General features: G+C 63.4%; 21 protein-coding genes. 8 read left to right on the forward strand and 13 right to left on the reverse strand.

Annotation, left to right across the window (positions count from 1 at the left end):
* The first annotated feature begins 72 nt into the window (after window positions 1-72).
* Window positions 73-198 (forward strand): type B 50S ribosomal protein L36, encoded by a 126-nt coding sequence (ykgO, locus tag H0482_RS08395; protein ID WP_046105532.1) that lies wholly within the window; start codon window positions 73-75, stop codon window positions 196-198.
* A gap of 120 nt (window positions 199-318) precedes the next feature.
* Here ykgO and H0482_RS08400 read toward each other — a convergent pair whose 3' ends face one another.
* Window positions 319-759, reverse strand: a complete 441-nt coding sequence (locus H0482_RS08400; protein ID WP_193729574.1) for a MerR family transcriptional regulator — start codon at window positions 757-759, stop codon at window positions 319-321.
* 67 nt (window positions 760-826) lie between these two features.
* Between H0482_RS08400 and H0482_RS08405 the strand changes: the two genes are divergently transcribed.
* The gene (locus H0482_RS08405; protein ID WP_193729575.1) at window positions 827-2,992 is read left to right on the forward strand and encodes a heavy metal translocating P-type ATPase; all 2,166 of its coding nucleotides are present in this window, start codon (window positions 827-829) and stop codon (window positions 2,990-2,992) included.
* 151 nt (window positions 2,993-3,143) lie between these two features.
* On the opposite strand, the gene pyk is transcribed toward H0482_RS08405, so the two are convergent.
* Both pyk and H0482_RS08415 read right to left on the reverse strand, forming a co-directional pair.
* Window positions 3,144-4,583 (reverse strand): pyruvate kinase, encoded by a 1,440-nt coding sequence (gene pyk, locus H0482_RS08410; protein WP_193729576.1) that lies wholly within the window; start codon window positions 4,581-4,583, stop codon window positions 3,144-3,146.
* Window positions 4,580-5,125, reverse strand: coding sequence for a DUF1036 domain-containing protein (locus H0482_RS08415; RefSeq protein WP_193729577.1), 546 nt, complete (start codon window positions 5,123-5,125; stop codon window positions 4,580-4,582). The genes pyk and H0482_RS08415 overlap by 4 nt, the downstream gene beginning before the upstream one ends.
* A 236-nt stretch (window positions 5,126-5,361) precedes the next feature.
* On the opposite strand from H0482_RS08415, the gene H0482_RS08420 reads away from it, so the two are divergent.
* On the forward strand, window positions 5,362-5,625 hold the full coding sequence (locus tag H0482_RS08420; RefSeq protein ID WP_046106295.1) for a DUF2312 domain-containing protein: 264 nt from the start codon (window positions 5,362-5,364) through the stop codon (window positions 5,623-5,625).
* A gap of 69 nt (window positions 5,626-5,694) precedes the next feature.
* Here the strand turns inward: H0482_RS08420 and H0482_RS08425 are convergent, their stop codons facing one another.
* The 3 genes from H0482_RS08425 to H0482_RS08435 all read right to left on the reverse strand — a co-directional run bounded on the left by H0482_RS08425 (window position 5,695) and on the right by H0482_RS08435 (window position 7,466).
* Window positions 5,695-5,916 carry a flagellar basal body rod C-terminal domain-containing protein gene (locus H0482_RS08425; RefSeq protein WP_210319115.1) on the reverse strand — a complete coding sequence of 74 codons (222 nt, stop codon included), beginning with the start codon at window positions 5,914-5,916 and terminating at the stop codon, window positions 5,695-5,697.
* Between the two features lie 70 nt (window positions 5,917-5,986).
* On the reverse strand, window positions 5,987-6,754 hold the full coding sequence (locus tag H0482_RS08430; RefSeq protein ID WP_193729578.1) for a class II glutamine amidotransferase: 768 nt from the start codon (window positions 6,752-6,754) through the stop codon (window positions 5,987-5,989).
* 1 nt (window position 6,755) lies between these two features.
* Window positions 6,756-7,466 (reverse strand): aspartate/glutamate racemase family protein, encoded by a 711-nt coding sequence (locus H0482_RS08435; protein ID WP_193729579.1) that lies wholly within the window; start codon window positions 7,464-7,466, stop codon window positions 6,756-6,758.
* A gap of 149 nt (window positions 7,467-7,615) precedes the next feature.
* On the opposite strand from H0482_RS08435, the gene H0482_RS08440 reads away from it, so the two are divergent.
* Window positions 7,616-8,077: an Lrp/AsnC family transcriptional regulator gene (locus H0482_RS08440; protein ID WP_193729580.1), complete on the forward strand. Its 462-nt coding sequence runs from the start codon at window positions 7,616-7,618 to the stop codon at window positions 8,075-8,077.
* 55 nt (window positions 8,078-8,132) lie between these two features.
* Here H0482_RS08440 and dxs read toward each other — a convergent pair whose 3' ends face one another.
* From dxs to H0482_RS08470, 6 genes are all read right to left on the reverse strand, one after another.
* Window positions 8,133-10,061, reverse strand: a complete 1,929-nt coding sequence (dxs, locus tag H0482_RS08445; protein WP_230989511.1) for a 1-deoxy-D-xylulose-5-phosphate synthase — start codon at window positions 10,059-10,061, stop codon at window positions 8,133-8,135.
* 157 nt (window positions 10,062-10,218) lie between these two features.
* Window positions 10,219-11,859 carry a DUF882 domain-containing protein gene (locus H0482_RS08450; protein ID WP_193729582.1) on the reverse strand — a complete coding sequence of 547 codons (1,641 nt, stop codon included), beginning with the start codon at window positions 11,857-11,859 and terminating at the stop codon, window positions 10,219-10,221.
* 210 nt (window positions 11,860-12,069) lie between these two features.
* Complete coding sequence (locus H0482_RS08455) at window positions 12,070-13,776, reverse strand: L,D-transpeptidase family protein (RefSeq protein WP_193729583.1); 1,707 nt, start codon at window positions 13,774-13,776, stop codon at window positions 12,070-12,072.
* 167 nt (window positions 13,777-13,943) lie between these two features.
* The gene (locus tag H0482_RS08460) at window positions 13,944-14,612 is read right to left on the reverse strand and encodes an outer membrane protein (RefSeq protein ID WP_193729584.1); all 669 of its coding nucleotides are present in this window, start codon (window positions 14,610-14,612) and stop codon (window positions 13,944-13,946) included.
* A gap of 102 nt (window positions 14,613-14,714) precedes the next feature.
* Complete coding sequence (locus H0482_RS08465) at window positions 14,715-16,199, reverse strand: sigma-54-dependent transcriptional regulator (RefSeq protein ID WP_193729585.1); 1,485 nt, start codon at window positions 16,197-16,199, stop codon at window positions 14,715-14,717.
* Between the two features lie 191 nt (window positions 16,200-16,390).
* Window positions 16,391-16,600 (reverse strand): YdcH family protein, encoded by a 210-nt coding sequence (locus H0482_RS08470; RefSeq protein ID WP_230989512.1) that lies wholly within the window; start codon window positions 16,598-16,600, stop codon window positions 16,391-16,393.
* A 128-nt stretch (window positions 16,601-16,728) separates the two neighbouring features.
* Between H0482_RS08470 and H0482_RS08475 the strand changes: the two genes are divergently transcribed.
* The 3 genes from H0482_RS08475 (at window position 16,729) to H0482_RS08485 (ending at window position 18,646) form a co-directional block, all read left to right on the forward strand.
* Entirely contained in the window at window positions 16,729-16,935 is a 207-nt protein-coding gene (locus H0482_RS08475) for a YdcH family protein (RefSeq protein WP_193729773.1), read from the forward strand.
* Window positions 16,936-17,064: 129 nt separating this feature from the next.
* Complete coding sequence (gene purE, locus H0482_RS08480; RefSeq protein WP_193729586.1) at window positions 17,065-17,556, forward strand: 5-(carboxyamino)imidazole ribonucleotide mutase; 492 nt, start codon at window positions 17,065-17,067, stop codon at window positions 17,554-17,556.
* 4 nt (window positions 17,557-17,560) lie between these two features.
* Window positions 17,561-18,646, forward strand: a complete 1,086-nt coding sequence (locus H0482_RS08485) for a 5-(carboxyamino)imidazole ribonucleotide synthase (RefSeq protein WP_193729790.1) — start codon at window positions 17,561-17,563, stop codon at window positions 18,644-18,646.
* Between the two features lie 30 nt (window positions 18,647-18,676).
* On the opposite strand, the gene H0482_RS08490 is transcribed toward H0482_RS08485, so the two are convergent.
* On the reverse strand, window positions 18,677-19,369 hold the full coding sequence (locus tag H0482_RS08490) for an alpha/beta fold hydrolase (RefSeq protein WP_210319116.1): 693 nt from the start codon (window positions 19,367-19,369) through the stop codon (window positions 18,677-18,679).
* A gap of 211 nt (window positions 19,370-19,580) precedes the next feature.
* On the opposite strand from H0482_RS08490, the gene rpsU reads away from it, so the two are divergent.
* Window positions 19,581-19,850, forward strand: a complete 270-nt coding sequence (gene rpsU, locus H0482_RS08495) for a 30S ribosomal protein S21 (RefSeq protein ID WP_193729587.1) — start codon at window positions 19,581-19,583, stop codon at window positions 19,848-19,850.
* The last annotated feature ends 51 nt before the right edge of the window (window positions 19,851-19,901 follow it).

The following is a 19,901-nucleotide window of genomic DNA, read 5'->3' on the forward strand; positions in this document are numbered from 1 at the left end:
GGTCAATTCCCCTAAGACGAGGCCAGTTTTCGGGCGCTTTGGCGCCCCTTTTGTTTGACCGAGGATAAATAGATGAAAATCCGCAACTCGCTGAAGGCGTTGATGACTCGCCACCGCGCGAACAAGCTCGTCCGCCGTCGCGGCCGCGTTTACATCATCAACAAGGTGGACAAGCGCTTCAAGGCCCGCCAGGGCTAAGCGCTCAACGCTATCCGCACCAGTTCGCAAAACCCGCCAATGGCGGGTTTTGTCGTTTGTGGGTGGCAGCCCATCGAACTTCTGGATGGGCGTAGCGGCATTTTATTCTGCCGCAGGGGATCATTGCGGCGGTGAATTCTGCCGATGATGCTTGCATTTTCCGTGGTCGGCCAGGATGTCGATGACCCTGCAGGTCTCGACACGCCCGAGGCTGCACCCCTCCAACATTCGTTCGAGTTCCGCTTTCAGGGCAGTCAGGCTGGCAATTTTATCCTGTACTTCAGAAAGGCGCGCCTTGGCGATGACGTCGGCATCGGCGCAGGACTGCTCCGGTCGATCCTGTAATTGGAGCAAGGTGCGAATCTGGTCGATTTCAAAGCCAAGTTCCCGCGAGTGCCGGATGAAGCTCAACCGCTCAACATCGGCCTGTCCATAAGTGCGGCGACCGCCATCGGTACGCGGTGGCGGCAGCAAAAGTCCAATCTGTTCGTAGTAGCGAATAGTGGGCACCTTGACGCCGCTGGCTTCAGAAGCGCCGCCGATCGCCATGTCATTGTTCATTTCGTGCTTGCTCCTATAGCCACTAGAGGATGTATGCCTGCGCCCAGAATTGCAAGGAGTCGGTGAGATGGATGCGCATTTCAATACGTCGCGCTTTCGGGTGGAAGGCATGGATTGTGCTGCCTGTGCATCCAAGGTCGATATCGCGGCTCGGCGCGTGGCCGGCGTCGAGGACGTCTCGGTCTCGGTCATGAACGGAACATTGACGGTCAAGCATGCCGCCGACGCCGACCTGCAGGACATTGCCACCAGGATCGGCAATCTGGGCTATCCCACGACGCCGATTCCAGCCTCGAACGACAGACCTTCGGCTCAGGGCGCCTCCGGGCCTGTTCCCACGCAGGGTGATCGTGATCACGACGAGAGCCTGCCCTGGTGGAAAACCAAGAGGGTCTTGCTGGCCCTGGCCTGCGGCACCGCTTTGCTGCTCGCATATCTGGTGGGGTGGATCCGACCTGAAATAGGTCATTGGTCGTTCGTAGCGGCATTGCTGGTGGGCCTGGTGCCGATTGCCCGCCGTGCGCTTGCCGGAGCCCTGGCAGGTTCGCCCTTCTCCATCGAAACGCTGATGTCGATTGCCGCCATAGGCGCGGTCTTCATTGGTGCCGCCGAGGAGGCGGCAATGGTCGTGCTGCTATTCCTGGTGGGCGAGTTGCTCGAAGGCGTTGCCGCCAGCCGCGCCCGCGCCAATATCAAAGGCCTTGCCGATCTCGTGCCCAAGACGGCCATGCTCGTTGAAGGCGACATGGTGAGGGAGGTGCCGGCTGCCGCCTTGCCGCTTGCAGGCATTGTTCTGGTCCGGCCCGGTGATCGCGTTCCCGCGGATGGCGAGATTGTCGAGGGCAACAGCGCCATCGACGAGGCTCCGGTGACCGGGGAGAGCGTGCCGAAATCCAAGGGGCCGGGCGATCCGGTCTTTGCCGGCACCATCAATACCGATGCGGTGATCCGGATTAGAGTGACGGCCAAGGCGGCGGACAATACCATTGCCCGCGTGATCGCCCTGGTGGAGGAGGCCCAGGAGAGCAAGGCGCCCACTGAACGGTTTATCAACCGCTTTTCCAGGGTCTATACGCCTGCCGTGCTGGTAGCGGGCGCATTGGTGGCGGTGGTGCCGCCCTTGCTGTTCGGGCAGGTTTGGGGGGAGTGGATATACCGAGGGCTGGCGATCCTGCTCATCGGCTGCCCTTGCGCTTTGGTGATTTCGACACCGGCGGCCATAGCGGCTGCGCTGTCGGCCGGTGCGCGGCGGGGGCTGCTGCTCAAGGGTGGTGCAGTGCTTGAGCAGCTGCGCACCACGACCATGGTGGCGATGGACAAGACCGGCACATTGACCGAGGGCAAGCCCAAGGTCACCGATATTATCGGTATCGGCCGTTCCGAGACCCAGATCCTGTCGATGGCAGCAGCGCTGGAAACCGGTTCGAGCCATCCATTGGCGCTGGCAATATTGGCCAGAGCCAAGGCTGACAAAGTGCCGATCCCGCCGGCATTCGACTTGAAGGCGGTGCCCGGAAAAGGTGTCGTGGGGAGCGTCGGCGGCGAGGCGTTGTTCCTGGGCTCGTTGGCCGCCGGAATGGAAAAAACCTCCATCACCCACGACCTGCGGACACGGATCGAGGCGTTCAATGATGCGGGCAAAACCGTTTCGGTGCTGCTGATCGGAGATGTGATTGCCGGCGTTTTCGCAATTCGCGACGAGCCACGAGCGGATGCGAGAGCCGGTCTCGATGCCTTGCGAAAGTGGGGCATCGGCACGGTAATGCTGACCGGCGACAATCAGCGAACGGCTGAGGCCATCGGTGACATGCTCGGCATGAAAGTGCTTGCCGAATTGTTGCCGGAAGACAAGCAGCGCATCGTCCGCACATTGCAGGCAGAAGGCCAAGTGGTGGCAAAGGTTGGCGACGGCATCAACGATGCTCCTGCCCTGGCCGCGGCAGATACCGGCATCGCCATGGGCGGCGGTACGGATGTCGCGCTGGAGACCGCAGACGCTGCCATCCTGCACGGTCGGGTGTCAGACATCGCCGACATGATTGCGCTGTCCAAGGTTACCATGGCCAATATCGGTCAGAACATCGCGATTGCGCTGGGGCTCAAGGCAGTATTGCTGGTTACGACAATCATCGGAATGACGGGGCTGTGGCCCGCCATTCTCGCCGACACGGGGGCCACCGTCCTCGTCACCCTGAATGCCATGCGCTTGCTGGGTTGGCGAGGGACAACCTGATCGCGGACGAATGAGCGGCTATTCTCGAAATCCGGCCCAAATGAACTGAATGGGGTGGGTCGCGCAGATTGTCGGTTTTCTGAACCCAAAAGGGCAAGCTGGATCCATCGGGGCTGATGAACCCCGATGAATCCGGCTGATCGCGATGGGCTCAGCTTGAGCCGGCGCCGTCCTGGCGGACGAAGGCGATGCGCAGCATATTGGTGGCGCCGGGGGTGCCCAGCGGCACGCCGGCGGTGATGGCGATGCGGTCGCCGGGGCGGGCAAAGCCTTCCTGATAGGCGATGACGCAGGCGCGATCGACCATGTCTTCCAGGTTCACCGCGTCCTCGGTCTGCACGCAATGAATGCCCCAGACCACCGACAGGCGGCGGATGGTGCGCAAATTGGGCGAGAGAGCGATGATCGGCTTGGAGGGCCGTTCGCGGGCGGCGCGGATGCCGGTGGAGCCCGAGGCCGTATAAGTGAGGATCGCGGCCAGGTCGAGCGTTTCGGCGACCTGGCGGGTCGCTGCCGAGATGGCGTCGGCGGCGGTGGCTTCCGGCTCGGTCTGGGCGGCGCGGATGATGCCGCGATAATTGGCGTCGCTTTCAACCGCAATGGCCACCTTGTTCATGGTGGCGACGGCTTCGACCGGATATTGGCCCGAGGCGCTTTCGGCCGAGAGCATGACCGCATCGGCGCCTTCGAACACGGCGATGGAGACGTCCGACACCTCGGCGCGGGTCGGCACCGGCGCGGTAATCATGGATTCGAGCATCTGGGTGGCCACGACCACCGGCTTGCCATAGCGGCGGCACATGCGGATCATGCGCTTTTGCAGACCCGGCACGGTTTCGAGCGGCAATTCGACGCCCAGATCGCCACGGGCAACCATGATGGCGTCGGAGAGCTTGACGATCTCTTCCAGCCGTTCAATGGCCTGCGGCTTTTCGATCTTGGCCATGACGCCGGCGCGGCCCTGAACGATCTTGCGCACATCGATGATGTCTTCGGGGCGCTGCACGAAGGAGAGGGCGACCCAGTCCACTTCGGCCTTGAGCGCTTCGAGCAGGTCCGCATGGTCCTTTTCGGTCAGCGCGCCGGTGGGCAGGAGCGTATCGGGCAGGGAGACGCCCTTCTTGTCGGAGAGCTTGCCGCCATAGATCACTTCGGTTTCGATGACGCCGCCGCCGACCTTGGTGGCCTTCAATTGCAGCTTGCCGTCATCGAGCAGCAGGCGATCGCCGACCGAGACATTCTCGATGATTTCGGGATGCGGCAGATAAACGCGCTCGGCCGTGCCCTTATCATTGGCGGTGCTGTCGAGGATGAATTTCTGCCCGGCCACCAGATTGACGGCGCCCTCGGCGAATTTCCACACCCGCAGCTTGGGCCCCTGCAGGTCGGCCAGGATGCCGATGGGATGGTTGAGACGCTCCTCGACCCGGCGGATGCGCGCCACGGTCTGGTGCAGCAATTCATGGCTGGCATGGCTCATATTGATGCGGAACACGTCCGCGCCGGCCTTGGCCAGTTCCTCGATCATGTTTTCCTCGTGGCTGGCAGGCCCGAGGGTGGCAAGGATCTTGGCGCGTCTGATCCGTCTCATTGCGTGTCCATATCGTCTGGCGTTGGGATTGCGTCGGGGTCGACCAGGAAGGCCGGGTCTTCCAAATCTTCTTCCAGATCCGGTCCGACGATACTGGGCACGCCCGCGCTTTCGGTGAGCTGGAGCGTCCAGTCGGAGCGGTTCTGTGTATCGATTTCAAAGAACCCGGTGCGCTCATAACCCCGGGCGAGGCAATCCTCAACCCCGAATATGGTAAAGGTCTCGTCGCGGGTGCACATGAAAATCTCGCCGGCCCAGGAACCGCCGCCGATATCGTCCACTGCATGCAGGTAATAGAACCGGCTCTGCAACTCGCCCTGATAGAGCACGCGGCAATTGCCGGGCGGGGTCTGCCACCAGCCCTCGCTCATCCAGCCGCGCTCGGCGCGATAACCCAGCGACACCGAAATCAGATTGGCGGTCTGGTTGCAGACGCGCAATTCGGCCTGCGCCGGCAGGGTGAAGGCGAGAAAGCCGGTGAAGATGGCGACCAGCAGAGTGGGAACGAGGCGGATGCTGCGCACGAGCGGACCGTTGATCATAATTGGGAATTGCCCCCTGTTTGAGCGATGGGCCTGACGAGGTCAATGGCTAATGGCCCTCTGTGACCGAAATGCGGGCATGGGGCTGTCGCCGGCAGGGATGGCGGCGGGTCTGGATGTGGATTGGCCCATAAAAAGGTTGAACCACAATGGCGCTTGAGGTTGATGGGGCGCGAGGGTTTTTGAGATTTTTGGGCTCCGCCATCGCGGCCGGGCCCAGCGTTATGAGGTTTGCCATGGCCGTTGAGGACAGCGTCGCGCAGGATCAGCTGCGCGCTTTCATCGAGCGCATCGAGCGCATGGAAGAAGAAAAGGCGGCCATTGCCGCCGACATCAAGGAAATCTACGCCGAAGCCAAGGGCACGGGTTTCGACACCAAGGTGCTGCGCAAGATCGTCTCGATCCGCAAGCAGGACGCCAATGAGCGCATGGAGCAGGAAGCCCTGCTGGAGCTCTATATGTCGGCGCTCGGCATGGTGGAAGCGCCGCCCGAACGCTAAGGTCGGATCAGCAAGACACAGACGCCCGCGCCAGCGGGCGTTTTTGTATCCGGCGCATGGTTCGGGTGGTCAAACGAAAATGTCGAGCAGGGCCTTGGACATGTCGGCGGCGATGCCCGCCACCTTGGCAGAGGCCTTGAAGTCGTTCTTGGCCTCGATGACCTTGACCATTTCGGTGGCGATGTCGACTTCCTCGGCACCAAAACGGGCGATGCGCGAGGCGCTTGTTTCCAATTTCTGGCTGGCGCGCTGCATGCCGGTGGCGGCGATGGAAATGCTGGAAATGGCCATGTGTGTCCCCAACGAACCGACCAGGCCAGCAAGCCCCTAATAGATTGAGGAAGCGTTATCGCCGGGCAGTCTAATTGATGGTGAAGGCGCGGAAATCGGGCTCGGGGCCGACGATCATGTGGCAATTTTCCGGCACCGTGAGCCAGTCCTCGCCCGAGGCGCTGAACGGCTCGGACGCTACGGCAATGCCCGCTTCGAGGCGCCGCCAATAGAGCGAGGGCGGCTTGCCGTCACTGGCCCAGCGAAAGGCATGCAGTTTTTCACCGTCCGACAGGATGGCGGTGAAGCGCAAAGGCTCGGCAATGCCTTTTTCGGTCTGGATGCGGCAGCAGGTGCCCAGAATTCCGGCGAGCGCCCCGGCGGGGTCGGCTTCGAGATTGTGGCCGGCAGCGGCGAGGAAAATGGCTTCGCTGTCGCTATTGCCGCGCCGATAGGGATAGAGCCGGTCGGAAATCAGCGCTTCCACCGCCCGGCGGATGTCGGGATAGCCGCCGATCTGGCCATTATGCATGAACAGATGCCGCCCGGCGGCAAAGGGATGGCAATTAGCCACCGAGACCTCGCCCGAAGTGGCCGAGCGCACATGTGCCAGAAACAGGCCCGCCTCGACCTGATGACAGAGCGAGGCGAGATTGGCGTCGGACCATGCCGGCAGGGTACCGCGATAAAGGCCGGGCTCGGGCCGGGCGCCATACCAGCCGATGCCGCAACCGTCGCCATTGACGACGGTCTTGGCCTGGCGCGCCGAATGCGACTGGCTGACCAGGGAGGCTTGCGGCTCGATCAGCAAGGTATCAAGAAAGATCGGCCGGCCGGAATAGGCGAGGAAGCGGCACATCTCAGGCGGCTTGCCCCAATGTTCCCTCCAGAGCGAAACGCAGCGCCGCATCGGCATGGATGGTGGTGGAATCATAGCCCGGCAGGGCCAGGGTGGTGGGGTCGAGCAGCAGCGAAATCTCGGTGCAGCCGAGAATGACCGAGTCGGCCCCCTCGGCACGGGCGGTTTCGATGATGGAGAGATAGGCGTCGCGGGCGCCGTCGCGGATCTGTCCCTTGCAGAGTTCATCGAAGATGACGTCATGCACGACCTGCCGCTCCGCCGTTGCGGGCACGATGACATCGAGGCCGAGCGACCGCATCCGGTCGGTATAAAAACCATGTTCCATCGTATAGCGCGTGGCCAGCAATAGTGGCCGCTTGCGGCCATCCTGCTGCAGGGCCTTGGCGGTTTCGGTGATGATGTCGATCAGCGGCACGCCCGCCATTCTGGCGACCGGATCGGCGACCAGATGCATGGTATTGGTGCAGATCAGCACGCAATCGGCCCCGGCCTTGGCTAGATCGGCGGCGGCATTGCCGAGCAGCATTCCCGCCTCGTCCCAGCGGTCCGCCTTCTGCAATTCGACCACGCGGGTGAAATCGAGGGAGCGCATGACGATCTCGGCGGAATGCAGGCCGCCGCGCTGGTCGCGGACCTGCTCGTTGAGGCGCCGGTAATAGGTCACCGTAGATTCCCAGCTCATGCCGCCAATCAGGCCGATGGTCTTCATATTCCTGTTTCTCCTTGCTGGCTGCGATTGTGACGCAAGGCGCGGGCAATTGGCGCGCGGAAAGGGGTGGATTGCGGCGCGATCTTGCTTCAGAATTGCAGGTATATTTTAAAGTGCGCCTAAAAAATGCAAGGAAGCTGGAGCAGTCGATGCTGGATGAGCGTGATCGGAAATTGTTGAGCCTGTTGCAGTCGGATGCGGACAGGCCGGTGAACGAGATTGCCGATCTGGTGGCGTTGTCGGCCTCGGCCTGTTCGCGGCGGATCGCCAGATTGCGGGAGGAGGGCTATATCGCCCGGACCACGATCGAACTCGACCGCCGCAGGATCGGCCTGCCTACCACGGTTTTCGTCATCGTGCGCACCGGCAGCCATGAGGCGGGCTGGCTGGACAAGTTCCATGCGGCGGTGGCGACCATTCCTGAAATCGTCGAAGTGCACCGGCTGACCGGCAATTTCGACTATATCCTCAAAATGGTGCTGCCCAATGTGGAGCATTACGACGTGGTCTATCGCCAGCTCGTCGGGCGGATCGAGCTGTTCGACATGTCCGCCTATATCTCGATGGAGACGGTGAAGGCGGCGCGGGAATTGCCGACCCATTATGCGTGAGGGCTGGATTGCCCGGCCAAGCCGGGCAATGACGAAAAATGGATAGAATGGAGCCTCAGACCTTGGCCAGGGCCGCGTTCATGGCTGCCTGGTCATAACCCAGGGTGGCGAGCGTCGTCCGGACGATGCCGGCGCGGTCGAGCCCGGCCTGGGCATACATGTCGGCCTGGGTGGAATGCTCGACAAAGCTGTCGGGGATCATCAGCGGGCGGAAGCGCAGCTTGCCGTCGAGCAGGCCATTGGCTGCGAGGAAGGTCGCCACATGGCTGCCGAAGCCGCCAAGCCCGCCTTCCTCGGTGGTGATCATCACGTCATGGCTCTGGGCCAATCGGGCGAGCAATTCCTCGTCCAGAGGCTTGAGGAAGCGGGCATCGACGACGGTGGGATTGAGCCCGAGCGCCGCCAGCCGGTCGGCGGCGGCCAGCACTTCGCCCAGCCGCGTGCCATAGGACACGAGCGCAATGGTCGAGCCCTGCCGCAGGATGCGGCCCTTGCCGATAGGCAGGATTTCGCCGCGCGCCGGCATATCGACGCCCATGCCGTCGCCGCGCGGATAGCGGAAGGAGATGGGGCCGGCATCATAGGCGGCGGCGGTGGCCACCATATGGCGCAATTCGGCCTCGTCGGCGGCGGCCATCTGCACGATGCCGGGAATGGCGCCGAGATAGGCATTGTCGTAATTGCCGGCATGGGTGGGGCCATCGGCCCCGACATAGCCGGCGCGGTCGATGGCGAAGCGCACCGGCAGGCCCTGAATGGCCACGTCGTGCACGACCTGATCATAGCCGCGCTGCAAGAAGGTGGAATAGATGGCGCAGAACGGCTTCATGCCCTCGCTTGCCATGCCGGCGGCGAAGGTGACGGCGTGCTGTTCGGCAATGCCCACATCATAGATGCGGCTGGGGAACAATTCGGCAAATTTGTCGAGCCCGGTGCCCGAGGGCATGGCGGCGGTGATGGCGACGACGCGCGGATCGGCCTCGGCCTCCTGAATGAGCGAGGATGCGAACACCGCAGTATAGGACGGGGCGTTGGACGGCGCTTTGGTCTGCGCGCCGGTGACGACGTTGAACTTGTTGACGCCGTGATATTTGTCGGCGGAATTTTCCGCCGGGGCATAGCCCTTGCCCTTCTTGGTCACGGCATGGACGAGGATGGGGCCGGTGCCGAAATCACGGACATTTTCGAGTATGGAAATCAGGTCTTCGAGATTATGCCCGTCGATGGGACCGACATAATAAAAGCCCAGCTCTTCGAACAGGGTGCCGCCGGTGAAGAAAGAGCGGGCGAATTCCTCGGTCTTGCGCGCCGGCTCGTGCAGGAAAGGCGGCAGCTTGTGCACGATGGTCTTGGCCGCCTCGCGGGTGCCGCGATAGGCGGGGCTGGAGACCAATTGCGCCAGATAGGTGCGCAATGCGCCGGTGGGCGGGGCGATCGACATGTCATTGTCGTTGAGGATGACGATCAGCCGCGCATCCATGGCCCCGGCATTGTTCATCGCCTCATAGGCCATGCCCGCCGACATGGCGCCATCGCCGATCACGGCAATGACATTGCGCGGATTATCCAGGTGCTGGCTGGCAACGGCCATGCCCAGTCCGGCTGAAATCGAGGTCGAGGAATGACCGGCCCCGAAGGGGTCGTGCTCGCTCTCGGCCCGGCGGGTGAAGCCGGATAGCCCGTCCTTCTGGCGCAGGGTGCGGATGCGGTCGCGCCGCCCGGTCAGGATCTTGTGCGGATAGGCCTGGTGGCCGACATCCCAGATGATCCGGTCATGGGGGGTATCGAACACCGCATGCAGCGCCACGGTCAGCTCGACCACGCCCAGGCCCGCGCCCAGATGTCCACCCGTGACCGAAACGGCATCGATCATTTCGGTGCGCAATTCGTCGGCGAGCTGGCGCATTTCGGTGCGCGGCAAAGCGCGCAGATCGGCGGGGTCACGGATCGTGTCGAGCAGCGGGGTCTGGGGTCTTTCGGCCAAGTCGGCCCTCGTCATGAAAGGGTCTTTTGCCCTGTTTAGGCTTCGGGTTCCGGCTTGGCAATGGTGCGGAGCCGGAGCGGGCTTTTCAAGCGCCGCATTCCGGCTTTTGCAGGGCAAGGCGGCAAGGACGGCGGCGCCGTCCCGCCGGATCGCTGACCTAATTGACGATATTGGCCAATTGGAAGGGCGAACGCATCTGGCCGGGCCCCTGATTGCCCGTACCCTTGACCAGCACATGGCGGCCCATTTCCGGGGTCGGGTCGAAATCGGCCTCGTCGTGGTCGAAGATCACCGCGAAATGGCTTGAATTCATCGTCGCCGGGGCGATGAAGATGTCTGCCACATGGTCGAGGTCGGGCGCGATCAGGTCGGGCTTGCGCATCTCGATGCCGGCATTGCTACGGGCGACGTGCTGCGCCAGGGCATTGGCCAGCATGTCCGGTTGTGCCGTGCCGGTGGCGCCAAAAGTCTGGTCGAAGAGGCCAGCCATGGGGTCGGTGGTGCCGCCGAGCGGGGCCGAGCGCAGGCCGGTGGCGGCGGCGATCGGGGTGGGCAGGCCCGGCAGGCGCAGCGCCACATTGGTCGAACCGGTGATCAGCGCTTCGATGGCGTTCTGTCCGCCGGCTTCGGGCGCGGCGGCGGGCGCATAGGCGGTCAGCATCTCGGCGGGCGGCTCGGTCATGATGACGCGCGGCGTCGGCATGACCGGCGAGAGGGCGGCAATGGCTGTCACCGCATCGCCGGCGGGCTGGGCGGTGGCGCGGTTCTGGCGCAGATCGTCGGGCATGGCGACCGGCAGGGCCAGGCTTGCCACCTGCACCCGGCCGAGCTCCTCGGGGGTCAGCGGCGCGCTGCCTGTTGTGCCGAAGGGCAGGGCAGGTTCGGCCGGCGCCATCGGGGCGGCGCTGGCCATTGCCGGGGCAGCGCCCAGATCGGCGGGGCGCGATGTGGGCATGGCGGGGGCGACGCGCACGGCCTGTTGCGGCGCGAGCGATGCGGTCTGCACCTGCGGGGCTGGTGCGGGTGTTGCGGCGGCGGCAGGCTGGCCATTGTCATTGCCGCCGAACAGCACGTCCATCAGCGTGCGGCCGGAGCCGCCGGAACTGGCGACCTGGGTGCCCGAGGCGCTGGAGCCGTTGCAGGGAAAAGCGTGGCAGCGTTTCCATTCGGCCATGGCGATCTGATAGCCCTCCTGCGACAGCGGCTTGCCGTCGGTGGGGACATGCATAGTCTTGCCGTCGGGGAAAAGCTCGGCAAGCTGGGTGCGGGTCATGCGCGGCCAGGCGCGCACCGAGCCGGTGTCCAGATGCACGAAGGGGCTGCCGGACGTCGGATAATAGCCGACGCCGCCGACCTGCTTTTTCATGGCCACGGCGCGCAGGCGGTTCAGCGGCACGCCCGGAATGAAGAAATCCATCGCGGTGCCGCGCATATGCTGGGAATCGTCGGCCACGCCGGAGGATGTCTTGGCCAGCATGGCATTGGTCTGGGGCGAGCGATAGGCGGAGACGACATGGATCGGCTGGCTGCCGCCGACTTCCTGATAGACTTCCCAGACCAGATCGAACAGGCGCGGGTCCATATTGGCCGGCTCGTTGCGGCGCCAGTCGCGCAGGAAGACATTGAGTTCGCGCAGCCCGGACTGGACATATTGCCCATTGCGCTTGAAGACGATGCGCGCCGTTTCCTTGGTGTGGGTATAATAGACATAGAGCGCGCGCTCATTGGCGGAGGCCGCCGGCAGCGCCGCGAAAAACAGTGCGAACAAGGACAGAAGCGCCGCCGCAAGCAGACGCATCGTGTTCCGCGGAATAAAAATAGTCGAGACCGTCACGCCAAACTCTGCCCGGTTCACTGCACAATATGGTCGGACGTTAGCGTCAAATTCGATCGATTGTCTTAACGCTAACCAGATGTGAACAGGATGCCCCGCCCTCACAGTCTCGTTATTTAAGCACAAAAACAGGCGCAACCAAGGCGAAAGTGTGAAGGAGGCGTTAACGCGCCATCACGGAGAAAGCTCGACCGGCGCCGGATCGGCATCGGCGAGGATGGCGGGCGCCGCCTTTTGCGGGGCAAGGCCCATGGCCGCGATCAGCTTTTCATTGTGCCCATAGACGTCGCCGAAATTGCGGATTGTGCCATCGGCATCGACGCGCAGGGTGAAATAGGTCAGGTGCACCGGAATCTGGGTCTGTGGGTTCACCCATTTCTCGGACGGACCGAACATGGCTTCGAGCGAGGCGCGCGAAATATTGGGCTCATTGGCCATCAGCGCATCGGCAAATTCCATCGGGTTCTGCACGCGGATGCAGCCATGGCTGAAGGCCCGGAAAGAACGGGAGAACAGCGCCTTGGAGGGTGTGTCGTGCAGATAGACGTCATGCTTGTTGGGGAAAAGGAATTTCACCTGTCCCAGCGCATTGCCCGGACCGGGGCGCTGGCGCACCCGGAAGGGGAAATTGCTGGTCGAGACCTGGCTCCAGTCCACCTGCCAGGGGCTGACGGCACTGCCGTTATAGAGCAGGTCCATGTTCTGGCTGTCGATATAGCCCGGATTGCGCAGCACGGCCGGCGCAATCTCGCCGCGAATGATCGAGGAGGGGACGTTCCAATAGGGATTGACCACGATATGGCGGATATTGTCCGAGAAGATCGGGGTCTGGTTCTTGGTCGTGCCGACGACCACGCGGGTGGTATATTCCTCCTGCCCGGCCCGGTTGATGGCGAGGCGGAATTCGGGAATGTTGACGAAGACGTTGAAATTGCCCAGGTCCGAGGGCATCCAGCGCCAGCGTTCCATATTGGCGATGATGTCTTCGCGGCGGGTGGCGACGCCGCCATTGAAGGCGGCGATGGTGGCCGCCCCGATAATGCCGTCGACCTCGAGCCCTTCGCTCTGCTGGAACGCCTTGACGGCGCTGACCGTCGTCGCGTCGTAGCTGGTGGAGGCGGAAGCGCGCAGGTCGAGCCGGGCGCGGATGGCGGGCAGGCGCGCATCGCTATTGCCGGGCCGCAATACCGGGCCGTCGGCAATGGGCGTCGGCCGCTCGGCCTTGCTGGTTTCGAACGTCGCGAGGGAGGCCCGCAGCGCCAGGAATTCGGGGTGGCGCGGCTCGAGTTCTCCCAGGATCGCGGCGGGGTCATTGCTGGCGGCGAGCCGTTCGAGCAGGGCCGCCTCGTTGATCGGCTTGGCCTTGATGTCGAAATTCTCGGTGATCGATTGCGGGCGGATGCGGCCATTGTGGATATGGTTGGCATAGCGCATCACCGCCGCCGAAAAGGCGGTTTCGAGGCCCGCCATGGCCATGCCATTGTCGGGCATGGTCTGGAGGTCGATGGCGGGGGTCAGATAGTCCTCGGGCCGCAGGCCCTCGCTGGCGGCGTCGCGGAAGAGAGCGATGATCTTGTCGGCGGCAGGGGAGAAGCCGACCTTGCCCGAGCCATCCTCGGTCAGCCAGATCGGCTCGAAATAGCGCTCGCCATAGAGAAAATAGAGGCGCTGGGCGTCGTCATGCGCGGCGGTGCCGGCGCGGGCGCCGTAATAGGCGGCGGAGAGGCCGTCCTTGATGATGCGGGCGATGGCGCTTTGCGGCGGGGCGATGACGACGCGGCTGGCTTCCAGGTTCGCGACGGCCTGCTGGGCCATTGCCGGTTGCGCCAGGGCGGCGGCCAGAAGCGCGACCACGCCGACACCGACCACAAACTTGCTCATACCCGCTCCTCGCCATCGATGGACATGGCAAGGCGGACAAGCCGTTTCCGGCCCGTCTCAGGCCACGCCGCATGGATTGTCAATAAACTGCAAACCTTAACGGGAGCAATCGCTCGCAGCTTTGTGAAAAGAGAATGTGGCGCGGCTGCAACGCCGCGCCGGAGGCGTCAGAACTTGTAATTGACGCCGGCGCGGATCACGCCGAAACGCTGGCCGATATCGCGGCCGCCGCCGGGCAGCAGATTGTAGGTCTGGGTGCCCAGATCGACATAGAGATATTCGGCCTTGAGCGAGAGATTGCTGGTGGCCTGGGCCTCGAGGCCGACGCCGACCGTCCAGCCGAAATGGTTGGCCGTCTGGCTGGTGGAAACGCCGGTATCGACGATGGCCGAGCCCCGGCCATAGGCCACGCCGACCGTGCCATAGGGCATGACCTGGCCGATGGGAACGCCGGCGCGGGCGCGCAGGGTGCCGAACAGGTCGGTGCGGGTGGTGAAAGCGCCGCCGAGGCCGGGTTCGTTATGGCCGATATTGGCCCATTGCAGGTCGGCTTCGCCGCCCAGCACGAAGCCGCCCATATCCATGTTGTAGCCAGCCTGCGCGCCCAGGGTCCAGCCATTGGAATTGTTGTCGACGGCCGCGATGGCCGGCCGGACGCTGGACGTGCCCCAGCCATGGCCGCCCGAGATACCGGCGTAAAAGCCGGTCCATTGGCTGGCGCTGACGGGCGAATAAAGGTTGGACGAAGTGCCGCCGCCATTCCAGCCGAGATCGGCGGCCTGGGCGGTGGCGGTGAGGGCTATGGCGGCTAGGAGCGCAATGCCGGAGCGGTTCATGATGGCCTCGCGGTTAATGTCGAGGCACAAAATCGACCTAATCCGTTAAGGCGATGGTAAGGAACAGGGTTAACGCACACATTCCCCGGTCACATTTTCCCGTCACGCCGCGTCGCTGATCAAACCCTCGGCCAGGCCATATTCATGCAGCTTGCGGTAAAGCGTCGAGCGGCCGATGCCCAGCGCCCTTGCCACCCGCGACATGCGCCCGCCGTGATGGTCGATGGCAAAGACGATGGCGGCGCGCTCGATCTGGGCCAGAGCATGCAATTCGCCGGTTTCGCTGACGAAGCGGTCCGGGGCGGGAGGGAGAACCGGATCGAGCCGGGTGCGCGCCGGCGCGGTGTCGATATGAACCGGAGCGGCGGGCATTTCCGCCTGTGCGATGGCGCGCAGGACTTCCTCGCGGCCTTCCGCTTGCGCCACGATCTGGGGAAAGTCCTGGGTTTCCAGGAAGGCGCCGTCGGTCAGCACGATGGCGCGATAGACCGTGTTTTCGAGCTGGCGGACATTGCCGGGCCAGTCATAGGCTGCGAGCAGGTCCATGGCTGCGGGCGAGATGCCCAGGACGCGCTTGCCGGCCTCGGCGGCAAAGCGGGCGATGAAATGGGCGATGAGATTGGCCAGGTCTTCCCGTCGCTCGCGCAAGGGCGGCATATAGATGGGAAAGACATTGAGGCGGTAGTAGAGATCTTCACGGAACTCGCCGGATTTGGCGAGGTTGAGCAGCCGCCGATTGGTGGCCGAAATCACCCGCACATTGACCTTTTCCGGACGGGTCGCGCCCAGCGGCTCGATTTCCCCCTCCTGGAGCACGCGCAATAGCTTGACCTGGGTATCGAGCGGCAATTCGCCCACTTCATCAAGAAAGATGGTGCCGTTATGGGCCTCGGCGAATTTGCCGGCCTGATCGGCATGGGCGCCGGTAAAGGCGCCCTTGCGGTGGCCGAACAGCACCGATTCCACCAGATTGGGCGGGATGGCGCCGCAATTGACCACGATGAAGGGCTTGCCGGCGCGCTCGCCGGTGCCCTGGATGATGCGAGCGACCAATTCCTTGCCGGTGCCGGTTTCGCCCTCGATCAGCACCGGAATGGTGCTTTTGGCCGCCTTGGCTGACAGCGCCAGCACCCGTGCCATGGCGGGAGCCGAGGCGATCATGTCCGAGCGGGTGAAGGCGCCGGATTTGCGGGCATGCTCGGCGCGGATGGCCTGTTCAAGCGTCTCGAGCTTCATGGCGTTGCGCAGCGAGATGATCAGCCGTTCGGGCGAGACGGGCTTGACGAAATAATCGGCCGCGCCCTGGCGCATGGCCGAGATGACGGTTTCGAGCGAGGCATTGGCGGTCTGCACGATGACCGGCGTGGTCAGCCCCTCGCGGCGCATCACCTCGAGCACGCCCATGCCGTCCAGATCGGGCATGACCAGATCGAGGATCATGGCGCCCACCTTACGGTCGTCGCGCAGGATGGCGAGCGCCTGCTCGCCGCCGGTGGCGGTAATGGGCTTGAAACCGGCGCGATTGGCGATTTCGGCGGTCAGCCGCAATTGCACCGGATCGTCATCCACTACCAGAACGCGCGTCATAGATACCCCAGGTCTGTGTCGTCATGGCACGAATCGAGCTGTGCCGTTTTGGGATGACGATGCCGGGGGGGACTTAAGAGGGTGTTAATCCTGATGAATTTTGCGGCTGCGTTGTGGTGCCGATAGACAAGAAAAAAGGGCCGCGGCTTGCGCCGTGACCCTCCAGGGCATCGGATTGTGCTTGCTTGCCGCTATTGCCGGCTTTCTGCCTGGAGTTTGTAAAGTTCGTCCTTCACTTCGAGCTTTTTTCGCTTCAGCGCCGATACCATCAGATCATCGACCAGGCGATTCTGCGTTTCGCTTTGAATCTGCCGGTCCAGTTCCTGATGACGCCGTTCCAGCGCCGCGATGTAGCCTTGGGTCGTCATGAATAACTCCTTCAGCGTGTTGGACAGGAGCATGGTCACAAATCCTTCAAGCTTTGTCGATGGGCTAAGCGGGGCAATGGGAAATCAGATGCAAAACACTCCGTGATCGGTTAACCAAGGGTGAGATCGTTGCCCGATAGTGTTTAGGCCCCATGCTGACGCTGACCAAGGAACACGAAGCCCAATTGGGGCTCGAACTGGCGACGAAACGCCAGGAACACGCCGATCTCGACGCGGCCATCCATACGCTGAGCCAGTCGCATATGGCCGACCGGATGCTCATCCAGCGCCTCAAGAAGCGCAAGCTGGCGCTCAAGGACAGGATCGTCCAGCTCGAAAATATCCTTCTGCCCGACATCATCGCTTAGGCAATTCCTGCCGCGCATGGCGTTGTCCCGAAACCGGGCGCCACTTTCAGGAGCCATGCCCTGCCGCCTTGTTTTGCGGCGGGAATTGGGCTAGTTCCGCGCTTTGCGGAGCGGGACGAGGGAAATTCCATGCTCAAGCCACCTGTCGCCATCGTCATGGGCAGCCAGTCGGATTGGCCCACTATGCGGCTGGCCGCTGAAACCCTCGAAAATCTGGAAGTCGAATATGAGGCGCGCATCGTCTCGGCGCATCGCACGCCCGAGCGCATGGTCGATTTCGCCACCAATGCCCGGGCCGAGGGGGTCAAGGTAATCATCGCGGGGGCGGGCGGGGCGGCGCATCTGCCCGGCATGATCGCGGCCATGACCACGCTGCCGGTCTTTGGCGTGCCGGTGCGCTCCAAGGCGCTCAACGGCATGGACAGCCTCTATTCCATCGTGCAGATGCCCGGCGGAATTCCGGTGGGCACCTTGGCCATCGGCGAGCCGGGCGCCATCAATGCTGCGCTGCTGGCGGCTTCGGTGCTGGCCCTTTCCGACGAGGATCTGGCCGACCGGCTCGACGCCCATCGCGCCCGCCAGACGCAATCCGTTCCGCAATTTCCGTCCGACATCGAGTAAGATCTTGACCGAAAATTCCCCATCCCTTGTTCCCGGCTCCACCATCGGCATTCTGGGCGGGGGGCAGCTTGGGCGGATGCTGGCGCTGGCGGCGGCCAGGCTGGGTCTGAAAAGCCATATCTATTGTCCGGACCCGCATAGTCCGGCCTTTGACGTTACCCCGTTCAAGACCGTCGCCGCCTATGATGATGAGGCGGCGCTGCGGGCCTTTGCGGCGCAGGTGGATGTGATCACCTATGAATTCGAGAATGTCCCTGCCGCCACCGCCGAAATCCTTGCCGGGCTGAGGCCGCTGCGTCCCGGCGCCAATGCGCTGGCCATTGCGCAGGACCGGCTGGCGGAAAAGAGCTTTTTGTCTTCCAAGAACATTCCCGTGGCCCCTTATCGGGCGGTGCACAGCCTTGAGGATTTGCAACGGGCCGTGGCCGAGCTGGGCCTGCCCGCCGTGCTCAAGACCACGCGGCTGGGCTATGACGGCAAGGGCCAGCGCGTCCTGCGTGAACCCGGTGATGCCGAGGCGGCGTTCAACGCACTCAAGCCGCATCCGCTGGTGCTGGAAGGCTTCGTACCGTTCGAAAAGGAAATTTCCGTGGTGGTGGCGCGCGGGCTCGACGGCGCGGTGCGCGCTTTCGATGCCGCCGAGAATGTGCATCGCGACCATATCCTTTTCACCAGCACCGTGCCCGCCGTCGTGCCGCCGGGGGTGGAAAAGCATGCGGCGATGCTGGCCAAGGTCATTGTCGTGGCGCTCGACTATGTCGGGGTGCTGGGGGTGGAATTCTTCCTCGTACCGGGCGAGCGTCCGACCCTGATGGTCAACGAGATCGCCCCGCGCGTGCACAATTCGGGGCACTGGACCGAGGCGGTGTGCCTCACCGACCAGTTCGAGCAGCATATCCGCGCCATTGCCGGCTGGCCGCTGGGCGATCCGGCGCGTATGGCCGATGTGGTGATGCAAAACCTTGTCGGCGACGAAGTGGAGATGGTGCCGGGCGGGCTCGATGGTGACACCCAGCCCCATCTCTATGGCAAGGCCGAAGCCAGGCCGGGCCGCAAGATGGGCCATATCAACCGCATCGTGCGGGGATAGGCATTTCGTGCTGCCATTGCGGCCTGGGCCTTACCGCGCAAGCCAGGCCCGCAGCGCCGCCGCCACCGCGTCGGGGTTTTCCAGCGTCGGCACATGACCGGCTTCAGGAAAGATGACCAATTCGGCGCCAGGAATGGCTTCGGCCATTTCCTCGGAGAGCGGCAGGGGAATCAGGCGATCCTCGGCGCCGACACCCACCAGCGTGGGCACGGCGATATCCTTGAGAAAGGGTCGGGAATCGATCCGGCCCATAATCGCCTCCTGCTGGCGATAATAGGCGTCCACATCGACGCGCATGGCCATGTCGTGCACGGCTTCGGCAATCGTTGTGCCGAGGTGTTTTTCGGCCAGCAGACCCGGCAGGGCGGTGCGCGAGACCAGGGCCGATTTGCCCTGCGCCACCAGCGCCATTTCGGCGCGGCGGGTTTGCTGGCGCTCCGCGCTGTCCGGCCGGGCATTGGTGTCGAGCAAAGCCAGATGGGTGACCCGCTCGGGCGCTTGCCGCATGATGTCGAGGACGACATAGCCGCCCATGGACAGGCCCGCCAGGGCAAAGCGGGGCGGGGCGGCGGCGAGAATGCGGCTGGCCATGCCCGCTATCGTGTCATCGAGCGAAATATCGCCGATCATGGGCGCGATCTTGCCGCCGAGGCGAGCGATCACGGCTTGATAGAGATAGGCGTCGCAGCGCAGGCCGGGAACCATGACGATTGGCTGATACACGTAAAGTCTCCGTCTTCATCGGTAAAGCGGTAGCTTCTGGCACTCACAGGGGCAAGATAGCGCACTTTTCCACCGCCCAAGTGTGGACAGGCAGGGATTCTTGGTCTATAGACCCCGCCACGGTGACCGGCTCGGCTGGTCGGCGGTATGGTTTTGGTCATGCCGCTTTCATCCAAACAGATTTGCCAAGCTTTGAAAGGGCGGTTGACCTTTGCAAGTAGTCGTTCGCGATAACAATGTTGACCAGGCGCTGCGCGCACTGAAGAAGAAGCTGCAGCGCGAAGGCGTTTTCCGCGAAATGAAGCTGCGCAATTATTATGAGAAGCCCTCTGAGAAGAAGGCTCGCCAGAAGGCTGAGGCCGTGCGCCGCGCCCGCAAGCTGGCCCGCAAGCGCGCGCAGCGCGAAGGCGGCATTGCAGCAGCACCCGCCCGTTCGGCGGCTCCGGGTCGTCCCGCCGCTGCCGGCGCCGCCCGCAACTAAGCCATCGGGCTTTCGAGATTTTGGAACGCCGCTCCTTCGGGGGCGGCGTTT

It is taken from the genome of Devosia faecipullorum, from assembly GCF_015158295.1.
Taxonomy (GTDB): domain Bacteria; phylum Pseudomonadota; class Alphaproteobacteria; order Rhizobiales; family Devosiaceae; genus Devosia; species Devosia faecipullorum.